Origin of the sequence: Streptomyces vulcanius (assembly GCF_042653945.1) — a bacterium.
GTDB classification, from domain to species: Bacteria; Actinomycetota; Actinomycetes; order Streptomycetales; family Streptomycetaceae; genus Streptomyces; species Streptomyces mangrovi.
Genome location: NZ_JBHSFK010000013.1, coordinates 165628 through 177709, shown reverse-complemented (window position 1 = coordinate 177709; position 12082 = coordinate 165628). Strand labels below are relative to the sequence as shown.

Genomic DNA, 12082 nt, shown 5'->3' with positions numbered 1-12082 from the left:
GCCAGATGAGCCAGGCTGCACAGAACCTGAACTGGTTGATCACCAACTTCGTGGACAACACCCCTGGGGTGTCCCACACCGTCGTCGTGTCCGCCGACGGGCTTCTGCTCGCGATGTCCGAGGGCTTCCCGCGCGACCGTGCCGACCAGCTGGCGGCGGTCGCGTCGGGGCTCACCTCGCTCACGGCCGGTGCCTCCCGGATCTTCGAGGGCGGCAGCGTTGCCCAGACGGTCGTCGAGATGGAAAGAGGGTTCCTCTTCCTCATGTCCGTCTCGGACGGCTCTTCCCTCGCCGTACTGGCGCACCCCGAGTGCGACATCGGCCTCGTCGGCTACGAGATGGCGCTGCTCGTCGATCGCGCGGGCGCGGTGCTCACGCCCGACCTGCGTGCCGAGCTACAGGGCAGTCTGCTCCACTGACCCGCCCCAGTACCACCCACCTCACGAAATCACCGTCCGGCCGACACAATTCCCCCCACCGGCCTCGACGGACGGCACGACTGACCGAGAATGCTGTCCCGCCCGGAGGATCCATGACCCCGCCCACCGCCCATCATGATCCGTACGCGGAGCCGTACGGCGATGAGGGCGACCAGCCGCTGGTGCGTCCGTACGCGATGACCGGTGGCCGGACCCGGCCGCGCTATCAGCTCGCCATCGAGGCACTGATCAGCACCACGGCCGACCCGGCAGCGCTCATGGGGCTGCTTCCCGAGCACCAGCGCATCTGTCATCTGTGCCGCGAGGTGAAGTCGGTCGCCGAGGTGTCGGCGCTGCTGGCCATGCCGCTCGGTGTGGCCCGGATCCTGGTGGCGGACCTCGCCGAGGCCGGTCTGGTGGCCATTCACCAGCCGGGCGGCGACGAGAACAACGGTGGCGCTCCGGACGTGACGCTGCTCGAAAGGGTGCTCAGTGGACTTCGCAAGCTCTGACGGTGGCCGGGCCACCACCTCGGCGAAGATCGTGGTGGCGGGCGGCTTCGGCGTGGGCAAGACCACGTTCGTGGGAGCGGTCTCCGAGATCAACCCGCTGCGTACGGAGGCCGTGATGACGTCCGCGAGCGCGGGCATCGACGACCTCACCCACACCGGGGACAAGACCACCACCACGGTGGCCATGGACTTCGGCCGTATCACCCTCGACCAGGACCTGATCCTGTACCTCTTCGGTACGCCGGGCCAGGACCGCTTCTGGTTCATGTGGGACGACCTGGTACGCGGTGCCATCGGCGCGGTGGTTCTGGTGGACACCCGCCGTCTCGCCGACTGCTTCCCCGCGGTCGACTACTTCGAGAACAGCGGTCTGCCGTTCGTCGTGGCCCTCAACGGCTTCGACGGCCAGCAGCCCTACCAGCCCGAAGAGGTGCGCGAGGCGCTGCAGATCGGGCCGGACACCCCGATCATCACGACCGACGCCCGGCACCGCTCGGATGCCAAGAGCGCGCTGATCACCCTGGTCGAGCACGCACTCATGGCGCGGCTGCGGTAACTTTCAAGAACGTAGTGCCATACGGCAGTTGTCGTAGACGCTCCGGAGCCGGCTGTGGCCTTTGACACGGCTGGCTCCGGTGTTCATAACGTTTCGGCAGAGGAATCGGGTGGTACCGCAACGCGTCGCGGTCATTTGGTCTCGCTGCGCGCACGAAAGCCCCGTCTTTTGACGGGGCTCGTTCTTTTTGACCGTTTTATGTGGGGCTTACATCACATCGAACCCGTACTACTCCATGTTTGGAAGAGCGCAGGTCGACATGCTGGAATGCCTGAACTGCCCAATAGTCAATGACGTACTGATGGTCGATGGCTGACCGGGCTCTGAGACACTGCGGCACGACGAAGGTGCCGACCGCCGAGAGGTTGTTGGTCGAGTGAGGCGAAGCAAGAAAAGTCCCGAGCCGGCGGCCCGGGGCAACTTCACCCCGCCGCCGCGCGGAGCGGCGACCGCCCCTGTACCCGGCTCGGAGCAGGCGGCCCCACCGGCCAAGAGCGGGGGACGGCTGTCCCCACGCAACTGGCGGGTGCCTACCAGGCTGAACGCGATCCTGCTCATACCCGTGCTGGTCGGCCTCATCATGGGCGGCTTCCAGGTGAAGGGCTCGATCGACACCTGGCAGGAGGCCCGCGACGCGGAGAAGGTCGCGAAGATCGTGGCCGCCGCCAGCCAGTACGCCGAGGCGCTCCTCGACGAGCGGGACGTCACCGCCCAGCCGCTGCTGCAGAACAAGCCGAACGACAAGATCGTCAAGGCCGCCCGCGCCACCACCGACGCGAAGGCCACCGCGTTCCACGACGAGGTCGTCGGGATGCCGGACACGGAAGGCCTCAAGCGCCGCCTGAAGTTGGTCGAAGAGGCCGAGCCGGCCCTGACGAAGATCCGCGCGGCCGCCTTCTCGAAGGCGATGGACCCGGTGAAGACCGAAGAGGGCTACGTCACGGTCGAGCACCTGCTGGTGGAGTTCTCCAACGAGCTCGGCCTCGGCACCGGCAACATCACGGCCTACGGCCGCACGGTGTACGCGGTCTCCCTCGGCAAGGGGGCCGAGTCCCTGCAGCGCGCGATCGGCATGCACCTTCTGGTCCGGCCCAGCCCCGACAAGAAGGTCTTCACCCAGCAGGTCACCGCGTTCACCTCGTACGCCTACCTGGAGGGCATCGCCCTGCAGGAGTACGTCTCCGGCGGCACCGTCCAGGACGCCGCGCGGCTCACCGAGGTCTTCAAGGAGAAGACCGAAGAGGGTCAGAAGCAGGCCGCCGCCGCGAAGGCCAAGGCGGAGGCCGCGGGCCAGGAGTTCGTCGCGCCGCCCACGATGACCGCGATGATCCAGGCGATCGGCAGCGGCCAGTCACCGGCACAGCTTGCCGCACAGGGCATCACCGCCGAGTCGTGGATGGCGGCCTCGACGCTGAAGTTCCAGGGTTACAGCCAGGTCGAGAACGAGCTCATCGACCGCGCGGTCAGTGAGGCGGGCAAGATCGCCTCCGACGCCCAGCGCGACGCCATCGTCAACGGCGCGATCGTCATCATCGCCCTGCTGGCGGCGTTCATCATCGCCTCCCTCATGGCGCGCCAGATGAGCACGTCCATGCGCCAGCTGCGCAACGCCGCCTTCGGCATCGCCGAGCAGCGGCTGCCGATGCTGGTCGACCAGCTCTCGCGCACCGACCCCGGCCGGGTCGACACCCGGGTCCAGCCGATCCCCATCAACACCAGGGACGAGATCGGCGAGGTCGCCCGCGCCTTCGACCAGGTCCACCGCGAGGCGGTCCGACTGGCCGCCGAGCAGGCTCTGCTCCGGGGCAACATCAACGCGATCTTCACCAACCTCTCGCGCCGCAACCAGTCCCTGATCGAGGGCCAGCTGACCCTGATCACCGACCTGGAGAACAACGAGGCCGACCCGGACCAGCTGGAGAACCTCTTCCGGCTGGACCATCTCGCGACCCGTATGCGCCGCAACGGCGAGAACCTCCTGGTCCTCGCCGGCGAGGAGCCCGGCCGCCGCTGGGACCAGCCGGTCCCGCTGGTCGACGTGCTGCGCGCCGCCTCCTCCGAGGTGGAGCAGTACGAGCGCATCGAGCTGTCCGGTGTCCCGGAGGCCGAGATCCACGGCCGCGCCGTGACCGACCTCGTGCACCTGCTCGCCGAGCTGCTGGAGAACGCGACGACGTTCTCCTCCCCGCAGACCAAGGTCCGGGTCACGGCCACCCGTCTTCCCGACGGCCGGGTCATGATCGAGATCCACGACAAGGGCATCGGCCTCACCGCCGAGGACTTCGCGGACATCAACCACAAGCTGGCCAACCCGCCGACCGTGGACGCCGCGATCTCCCAGCGCATGGGCCTCTTCGTGGTCGGCCGGCTGTCCGACCGGCACGGCATCCGCGTCCAGCTGCGCCCCTCGGGCGAGCAGGCCGGCACCACCTCGCTGGTCATGCTCCCGGACGCCATCACCCACGGTGGCGGCGGCGAACACCAGCCGGAGCGCGACGACTTCACGGTCTCGCAGATCATCCCGGAGCAGCAGCAGCTCCAGCAGCTCCCGGGCGAGGACTTCAACAACGGCCTGCCGATGCGCACGGCCGCCGAACTCGGCTTCGACGACAGCCGCTACGAGGTCCCCGACGACCTCCGCGACCTGGACCCCGTCGGCCGCTCGCTGATGCGCGAGGAGCGCAAGGCCGCCCTGGAGTCACAGGGCGGACAGCCGCAGCAGACGCAGGAGATCCCCGCGTTCCCCGAGGGCTTCGAGCCCGCCGCGCAGCAGCCGTCGTACGGCAACGGCTTCGATGCCTCTCCCCCCGGCTACGACGCCGGCCGGACGCCGTTCGCCGAACAGCCGTCGGCGTTCGACAGCCAGAACGGCCGGCACACCCAGAACGGCCAGGGCGGGCGCACATCGTACGAGGAGCCCCAGCAGGCGCCGTACGACGAGCGGCAGAGCGGGTCGTACGACGACCAGTACTTCGCGCCGAACAGCGGTCTGCCGCAGGGCGAGTCCTTCTCGTCCCCCGGCGCCCCGCCGCAGAACGGCGCCTTCCCGGCGAGCGGCGGCTACCCCGACCCGGCGTATGCGGAGCCCGCCCAGGACGAGCGCGCCCCCGCGCACACGCCCGTCGGCGAGGGCTTCCCGGCATACGAGGAGAAGCCCTACCAGGACGACTGGCCCCAGCAGTCCGGTTACCAGAACGGCTACGCGGACCAGTACGCTCCGGAAGCGGAGTCCACGCAGACCGCTGACGCGGGTGAGCGGGACCACGTAGGCTTCGACCGTCCGGGACCGGCCCCCTCCGCCGTCCACGCGCTGACCGACGCCGGGCTTCCCCGCCGCGGATCCACCGCGGCGAACGGTTCAGCCGGCGCCGCGCGGCCCGTGCACCAGGAAGCACCGGCCCCCACTCCGGACAGCAACGGCACCAACGGCGACGACAGCTGGCGTTCGGCCAACGACGCGCGCTGGCAGCAGGCCTCGCAGCTCCGGAAGCCCAAGGCAGGCGGGGTCACCTCGTCCGGTCTGCCGCGACGGGTGCCCAAGGCCAACCTGGTCGAGGGCGCCGCCGAGAGCACCCCCCAGGGAGGCCCCCAGGTCTCCCGCGCCCCGGAGGACGTCCGAGGCAGGTTGAGCAACCTGCGTCGGGGTGTCCAGCGCGGGCGCAACGCAAGCAGTGAAACGAACGGCCAGGGCTTCGGTCCTGACAGCACCTACAACCAGGAGCGTTAGTGTGAGCCCGATGAGCCAGGCGGCACAGAACCTGAACTGGTTGATCACCAACTTCGTGGACAACACCCCGGGGGTGTCCCACACGGTGGTGGTCTCCGCCGACGGACTCCTTCTGGCGATGTCCGACGGCTTCCCCCGCGACCGTGCCGACCAGCTCGCGGCCGTCGCCTCCGGTCTGACGTCACTGACGGCGGGCGCCTCCCGGATCTTCGAGGGTGGCGCCGTGAACCAGACCGTTGTGGAGATGGAGCGGGGATTCCTGTTCCTCATGTCCGTATCGGACGGTTCCTCGCTCGCGGTTCTCGCACATCCGGAGGCGGACATCGGCCTCATCGGGTACGAGATGGCACTTCTGGTGGACCGTGCCGGTTCGGTCCTGACCCCCGATCTTCGTGCGGAGCTCCAAGGGAGCCTTCTCAACTAACAGTCGGACGGTGCGTTTTGGCGTCCCGAGGCCGTAGGGTTTCGGGACGCGGCTCCACAGTGATGGGTGCCCGGCGCAGTCGGAGGAGGAGAGAAAGTGGCAACACCCCCAGGCGGTTCCCATTCAGGCAACTGGTCGTACGGCCCTGCCCAGGGCCCGAACGACGGTTCCCAGAACCCGAACCGTTACAACTTCCCCTCCACACCCAGCCAGCAGCGGCCGTACACGCCCCAGGGTCCGCAGGGCCCCGGTCCGTCGCCGTACGACCAGCCGCCGGCCCCGCGCATCCAGCCCGTGCAGCCGCACCGCCGCACCCCCGAGCCGGCACCCGCCGGGGCGTCGAACAACCCCCTGGTGCGTCCGTACGCCATGACCGGCGGCCGGACCCGCCCGCGCTACCAGCTCGCCATCGAGGCGCTGGTGCACACCACTGCGCAGCCGCACCAGATGCAGGGCCAGCTGCCCGAGCATCAGCGGATCTGCAATCTGTGCCGTGAGATCAAGTCGGTGGCCGAGATCTCGGCCCTCCTGACCATCCCTCTCGGCGTGGCCAGGATCCTCGTCGCCGACTTGGCGGAGGCGGGCCTGGTCGCCATTCATCAGCCCGGCGGCGACGAGAGCGCCGGCGGCCAGCCAGACGTGACACTGCTCGAAAGGGTGCTCAGTGGACTTCGCAAGCTCTAGCGGCGGTCCTTCCCGCTCCACCACCTCAGCGAAGATCGTGGTGGCGGGTGGCTTCGGCGTGGGCAAGACCACGTTCGTCGGGGCCGTCTCGGAGATCAACCCGCTGCGTACCGAGGCCGTGATGACGTCCGCGAGCGCGGGCATCGACGACCTCACCCACACCGGGGACAAGACCACCACCACGGTGGCCATGGACTTCGGCCGTATCACCCTCGACCAGGACCTGATCCTGTACCTCTTCGGTACGCCGGGCCAGGACCGCTTCTGGTTCATGTGGGACGACCTGGTACGCGGCGCGATCGGCGCGATCGTTCTGGTGGACACCCGCCGTCTCGCCGACTGCTTCCCCGCGGTCGACTACTTCGAGAACTCGGGTCTCCCCTTCGTGATCGCCCTCAACGGCTTCGACGGCAGTCAGCCGTACAACCCGGACGAGGTGCGCGAGGCCCTGCAGATCGGCCCGGACACCCCGATCATCACCACCGACGCCCGCCACCGCGCGGACGCGAAGTCGGCGCTGATCACCCTGGTGGAGCACGCCCTGATGGCCCGCCTCCGCTAGCGGACACAGCGGCCGGCCATGGGCGACTTCCGGTCACTCGTCACTCCTGACACACCGGTACGACGCCGTCGGCACCCCACAACGGCCCACACGGCACCTGTGCCGTCGTACGGCCCGGCATGGAGGATTCTCCCTGCCGGGCTGTCTCAAAGTCCCCCACAGAGGCGCACAGGGCTTCGGGGGACGAACGGTTTTGCGCCACGGACCGGTACACGACGCCGGGGACCGGTACACGAGAAGGGCCCCCTCCGGCTGGAGGGGGCCCTTCTCGTCGTTCTCGCGCGCTGTGCCGGCTAGTGCCAGCTGTGCGGGGCGCGGAAGCCGCCCTCGCGCTCCAGGCGGCGCCAGCCGGCCCGGGGGCGGCGGTGCGCCTGGGGGGTCTCGGAGGGGCGGGCGGCGGCACGGGCCAGCAGGATCGCCGTGATGGCGGCGACTTCCTCGGGCTCGGCGTGGCCCTTCTCGACGCGGATGTCGGGAGTGTTCATGGGTGTCAGTCTCCGTGAGAGAGGTTTCCGCGCGGGTGTCGCGGAGAGTCCGCAGGGTTACTGCGGGGGGTTGCCGTGCTTACGGGACGGCAGGTCCGCGTGCTTCGACTGGAGCATCGCCAGGGAGCGGACGAGGACCTCGCGGGTCTCGGCGGGGTCGATGACGTCGTCGACCAGGCCGCGCTCGGCCGCGTAGTACGGGTGCATCAGCTCGGACTTGTACTCCTTGACCATGCGGGCCCGCATGGCCTCGGGGTCCTCGGCCTCGGCGATCTGGCGCCGGAAGATGACGTTGGCGGCACCCTCGGCGCCCATCACGGCGATCTCGTTCGTCGGCCAGGCGTAGGTGAGGTCGGCGCCGATGGACTGGCTGTCCATGACGATGTAGGCACCTCCGTACGCCTTGCGGAGGATGAGGGAGATGCGCGGCACGGTCGCGTTGCAGTAGGCGTAGAGCAGCTTCGCTCCGTGACGGATGATCCCGCCGTGCTCCTGGTCGACACCCGGGAGGAATCCGGGGACGTCCAGGAAGGTGACGATCGGGATGTTAAAAGCGTCACACATCTGGACAAAGCGTGCAGCTTTTTCCGAGGCCTCGATGTCCAGGACGCCCGCGATGGTCATCGGCTGGTTGGCGACGATGCCGACCACCTGACCGTCGAGGCGGGCCAGGGCGCAGATGATGTTGCGCGCCCAGCGCTCGTGGACCTCCAGGTACTCGCCGTCGTCGACGATCTCCTCGATGACCTTGGTCATGTCGTACGGCCGGTTCCCGTCGGCCGGGACCAGGTCGAGCAGGGTGTCGCCGCGCCGGTCGGCCGGGTCGGTGGACTCGACGCGCGGCGGGTTCTCACGGTTGTTCTGCGGCAGCAGCGACAGGAGGTAGCGCACCTCCGCGATGCAGGTCTCCTCGTCGTCGTACGCGAAGTGGCAGACGCCGGAGGTCTCCGCGTGGACGTCGGCGCCGCCGAGGCCGTTCTGGGTGATCTCCTCACCGGTGACGGCCTTGACGACGTCCGGACCGGTGATGAACATCTGCGAGGTCTCACGGACCATGAACACGAAGTCGGTGAGGGCGGGGCTGTAGGCCGCGCCGCCCGCGCAGGGGCCGAGCATCACGCTGATCTGCGGGATGACACCGGACGCCTTTGTGTTGCGCTGGAAGATGCCGCCGTAGCCCGCGAGAGCGCTGACGCCCTCCTGGATACGGGCGCCCGCGCCGTCGTTGAGGGAGACCAGGGGCGCGCCGGCCGCGATGGCCATGTCCATGATCTTGTGGATCTTCGTGGCGTGGGCCTCGCCCAGCGCGCCGCCGAAGATGCGGAAGTCGTGGGCGTAGACGAAGACCGTACGGCCCTCGACCGTGCCCCAGCCGGTGATGACACCGTCGGTGAACGGCTTCTTCGCCTCCAGGCCGAAGCCGACCGCGCGGTGCCGGCGCAGCTGCTCGACCTCCTGGAAGGAGCCCGGGTCCAGGAGCAGCTCGATACGCTCCCGGGCGGTCAGCTTGCCCTTGGCGTGCTGCGCCTGGGTCGCCTTCTCGCTCGGGCCGGCCAGTGCCTGCGCACGGATTTCGTGCAGCTCGGCGACCCGGCCGCGCGCATCCGCCGGCTCGCTCGCCGGCTCGCTCGTCGCCTCTTCCAAAACGGTCATGTAGCGACCTTACGAAGCCCGCCAAGGAAAGCGAGACGTCGACTCCGTACAGTCTCCGGCGCGTTTTCCTGGTAGCACCGAACAGAACCCTGGGGGCATGCAGCCGTTCTGACTGCTCAGGGGGCCCGGGCCTTGTAGGGGTCACACAAAGAGGAAGAGCGAGACCCACCTGACATTCGGGGCGTGGCGGGCTCGTCCGGCCGGGTGACGGGAGGAGAGTATCCGGCCTCGAAGGGCACCCGGAAGGAATAGGTTCCGCATCACTCACGTTAGGCTCGTTGAAGATTCAACGTCATCGATCTTCCCGTCCCCCAAGGAGCACGTCATGGGTATCTTCGGCCGCAAGGACAGCACCGAGAACACCGCCGCCACGGGCGCCGGCGTGAATCCGGACCTCGCCGCGCTGACCGGCGAGTACACGATCGACCCGGCCCACACGACGATCGGCTTCGTCGCCCGCCACGCGATGGTCACGAACGTCAAGGGCAAGTTCGACGACTTCACCGGCTCGCTGCACCTGGACGGCAGTGACCCGGCCAAGTCCACCGCGACCCTCGACGTGACGATGGAGAGCATCGACACCGGGTCCGCCGATCGTGACGGCCACCTGAAGAGCGCGGACTTCTTCAAGACCGACGAGTTCCCGACGATGACGTTCCGCTCCACCTCGGCGGAGGCGCTCGGCGGCGACGACTACCGCGTCACCGGTGACCTCACCATCCTCGGTGTCACCAAGGAGCTGACCATCGACCTCGAGTTCAACGGCTCCGCCAAGGACCCGTTCGGCAACGAGCGCGTCGGCTTCGAGGGCAAGGCGGAAATCCTGCGCTCCGAGTGGGGCCTGACCTGGAACGCGGCGCTGGAGACCGGTGGCGTACTGGTCTCGGACAAGATCAAGCTCAACTTCGACATCTCCGCGATCAAGAACGCGTGACGATCTGATCCAAAGCGGTACATAAGGGCCGGAGGTGATCATCCTCCGGCCCTTCTCTGTGATATGTGCCACAGTCGCGTTCCATGAGCACCAGGACCGGACCCCAGCACTACCCGGGCGCGAACCGCGACCACTGGTACCAGAGCAAGTTCGGCGGTGACCGCATGGAGGTCAACGTCGTCGTGCTGCACACCACCGAGGGCCGCAGTCTCCCCGACTACCAGGGCGGCGCGAGCGCCCCGAACCTCACGGCGGTACCCGACTTCGCCGCGCGCAGGCTGCGCTGGTACCAGCACTTCGACATCGATGTCTCCTCGCGCGCGCTGGTCAACCTGCGCGGCGGCGTCGAGACGAACACCCTGAACGTCTGCCAGGCGGAACTCGTCGGCACCTGCGATCCCGACCTCCACACCAAGTGGAAGACCGGCGACAAGACCCACATCTACTGGCCGAAGGCCCCCGAGTGGGCCCTGCGCTCGCTGGCCGAGTACCTGGCCTGGATGAACATCCACCACGACGTCCCCCTGCGCGGCCCGTCCCTGTGGCCCGCCTACCCCAGGTCGGCCGGCAACCAGGGCGGCCAGCGGATGAGCCACAGCCGCTGGAACGCCTTCAAGGGCGTCTGCGGCCATATGCACGTCCCGGAGAACGAACACGGCGACCCGGGCGGGATCGACTTCGGCGCCCTGCTCGACTTCGCCAAGTCGGCGGCCCAGGACTGAAGCAGGTTCCCCGGGCACTGGTCCCGGCCGTCCCGGCCGTCCCCAGTGCCCGGCTCGCCGTCGACTTGACCGTCCGCAGCGCGGCGAAGGCGTCCTGAACCACTTGCGTCACGCGTCGATCAGCGTGGCGAACGAGTCGAGGACGCGCCGCAGCCCGAAGTCGTAGGCGTGGGCGGGGTCGTAGGCGCTGCCGTGCGCCGCACCCGCCGCCGCGCCGACCCGGACGGCGGTGGGGTAGGCGTCCTCGTCGAGGACCCGGGCGAGGAGGGGGCCGTTCAGCTCCCACCACCGCTCGTCGTTCATGGCGCTCTCCTGCCGCGCGGCACGGGCGTCGGCGGCGGCGCGGGAGCAGGCCTGCACGAAGGTGAGCAGATGGGCCAGGCAGTCGTCCATCTCGACGTCGCCGAGGCCGAGCCCGTCGAGCGCCGACAGTTCGTGCTCGTACTTCGCCATCTGGCCCGGCCCCAGCGGAGGGCGGGCGGTGGACACGGCGGCGGCCCACGGATGGCGCTCGTACAGGGCCCGGTTCTCCTCGGCGACGGCGGTGAGCCGCTGCCGCCAGGGCTGATCGGCGGTGTCGGTGCGGGGCATCCGGGCATAGGCGGCGTCGACCATGAGGTCGAGGAGTTCGGCCTTGCCGGGGACGTAGGTGTAGAGCGTCATCGGCACCACGCCGAGTTCCTTGGCCACGCGGCGCATGGTCAGCGCGTCCAGGCCCTCCGCGTCGGCGACGGCCGTGGCGGCCTCGACGACCGCGTCGACGCTCAGCCCCCGTCGTGGTCCTCGGCGACCGTCGGGGGACGTGTCGCGCCACAGCAGTTGCAGGGTGCGGGCCGGGTCGCCCGCGCTGGTTCGTTCCGTCGGCACCGGATCATCTTCCCGCACGACGTCTCCCACAACTCTGTACGATGTACATTGTACTGCGTACAGAGAAAATCAGCAGAGAAGAGACCGCCGTGCGTATCACCTCCAGTGCCGTGTCCCTCAACGTCGACGACGTCCCCGCGTCCAGCGTCTTCCTCGCCCGGCACTTCGGCTTCCGCGAGGAGATGTCCGCCGACGGCTTCGCCTCCCTGACCCGCGACGACGCCGGCCTGAACGTCATCTACCTGCGGCGGGGGCTGGACACCCTCCCGGCCGACCAGCGCGACGAGCGCGCCGCCGGTCTGATCCTCGCGTTCGTCGTCGAGGACCTGGAGGGCGAGCTGGCGCGGCTGCGCTCCGAGGGCGTGACGATCACCATGCCGCTGACGGAGGAGGAGTGGGGCGAGCGCGCCTTCCAGGTCCGCGACCCCAACGGCGTCGTCGTCCAGCTGGTCGACTGGAACGGGCCGGGGAGCCACTGAGCGCCGTGGCCGAATATCCCCCCTTGTGCGAGGGCTCACAGGATCCACATAATCCAGC

At 68.9% G+C, this 12082-nt stretch carries 13 protein-coding genes; 10 read left to right on the top strand and 3 right to left on the bottom strand.

The genetic code is table 11. The features are described 5' to 3' along the window. The first annotated feature begins 5 nt into the window (after positions 1 to 5). From ACFPIH_RS21480 to ACFPIH_RS21450, 7 genes are all read left to right on the top strand, one after another. On the top strand, positions 6 to 419 hold the full coding sequence (locus ACFPIH_RS21480) for a roadblock/LC7 domain-containing protein (protein WP_003993189.1): 414 nt from the start codon (positions 6 to 8) through the stop codon (positions 417 to 419). A 113-nt stretch (positions 420 to 532) separates the two neighbouring features. Further along, complete coding sequence (locus tag ACFPIH_RS21475) at positions 533 to 931, top strand: DUF742 domain-containing protein (protein ID WP_009190816.1); 399 nt, start codon at positions 533 to 535, stop codon at positions 929 to 931. Next, positions 912 to 1487 (top strand): GTP-binding protein, encoded by a 576-nt coding sequence (locus ACFPIH_RS21470; protein ID WP_030793795.1) that lies wholly within the window; start codon positions 912 to 914, stop codon positions 1485 to 1487. The genes ACFPIH_RS21475 and ACFPIH_RS21470 overlap by 20 nt, the downstream gene beginning before the upstream one ends. A gap of 376 nt (positions 1488 to 1863) precedes the next feature. Then, positions 1864 to 5214 (top strand): sensor histidine kinase, encoded by a 3351-nt coding sequence (locus ACFPIH_RS21465; RefSeq protein ID WP_381174551.1) that lies wholly within the window; start codon positions 1864 to 1866, stop codon positions 5212 to 5214. Positions 5215 to 5224: 10 nt separating this feature from the next. Beyond that, positions 5225 to 5638: a roadblock/LC7 domain-containing protein gene (locus ACFPIH_RS21460; RefSeq protein ID WP_328753410.1), complete on the top strand. Its 414-nt coding sequence runs from the start codon at positions 5225 to 5227 to the stop codon at positions 5636 to 5638. Between the two features lie 96 nt (positions 5639 to 5734). Beyond that, positions 5735 to 6322: a DUF742 domain-containing protein gene (locus ACFPIH_RS21455; protein WP_381174549.1), complete on the top strand. Its 588-nt coding sequence runs from the start codon at positions 5735 to 5737 to the stop codon at positions 6320 to 6322. Beyond that, complete coding sequence (locus ACFPIH_RS21450) at positions 6303 to 6884, top strand: GTP-binding protein (RefSeq protein WP_006375305.1); 582 nt, start codon at positions 6303 to 6305, stop codon at positions 6882 to 6884. The genes ACFPIH_RS21455 and ACFPIH_RS21450 overlap by 20 nt, the downstream gene beginning before the upstream one ends. Before the next feature lie 293 nt (positions 6885 to 7177). On the opposite strand, the gene ACFPIH_RS21445 is transcribed toward ACFPIH_RS21450, so the two are convergent. Together ACFPIH_RS21445 and ACFPIH_RS21440 are read right to left on the bottom strand one after the other, a co-directional pair. Then, positions 7178 to 7369 carry an acyl-CoA carboxylase subunit epsilon gene (locus tag ACFPIH_RS21445; RefSeq protein WP_381174546.1) on the bottom strand — a complete coding sequence of 64 codons (192 nt, stop codon included), beginning with the start codon at positions 7367 to 7369 and terminating at the stop codon, positions 7178 to 7180. A 57-nt stretch (positions 7370 to 7426) separates the two neighbouring features. After that, positions 7427 to 9022 carry an acyl-CoA carboxylase subunit beta gene (locus ACFPIH_RS21440; protein WP_381174544.1) on the bottom strand — a complete coding sequence of 532 codons (1596 nt, stop codon included), beginning with the start codon at positions 9020 to 9022 and terminating at the stop codon, positions 7427 to 7429. Between the two features lie 325 nt (positions 9023 to 9347). Here ACFPIH_RS21440 and ACFPIH_RS21435 point away from each other — a divergent pair, with 325 nt between their 5' ends. Continuing rightward, positions 9348 to 9956: a YceI family protein gene (locus ACFPIH_RS21435; protein WP_381174542.1), complete on the top strand. Its 609-nt coding sequence runs from the start codon at positions 9348 to 9350 to the stop codon at positions 9954 to 9956. Between the two features lie 83 nt (positions 9957 to 10039). Next, positions 10040 to 10678 (top strand): hypothetical protein, encoded by a 639-nt coding sequence (locus ACFPIH_RS21430; RefSeq protein ID WP_381174540.1) that lies wholly within the window; start codon positions 10040 to 10042, stop codon positions 10676 to 10678. A gap of 108 nt (positions 10679 to 10786) precedes the next feature. Here the strand turns inward: ACFPIH_RS21430 and ACFPIH_RS21425 are convergent, their stop codons facing one another. Further along, entirely contained in the window at positions 10787 to 11545 is a 759-nt protein-coding gene (locus ACFPIH_RS21425; RefSeq protein WP_381174538.1) for a TetR/AcrR family transcriptional regulator, read from the bottom strand. Positions 11546 to 11634: 89 nt separating this feature from the next. Here ACFPIH_RS21425 and ACFPIH_RS21420 point away from each other — a divergent pair, with 89 nt between their 5' ends. Further along, entirely contained in the window at positions 11635 to 12024 is a 390-nt protein-coding gene (locus ACFPIH_RS21420) for a VOC family protein (RefSeq protein ID WP_381174536.1), read from the top strand. The last annotated feature ends 58 nt before the right edge of the window (positions 12025 to 12082 follow it).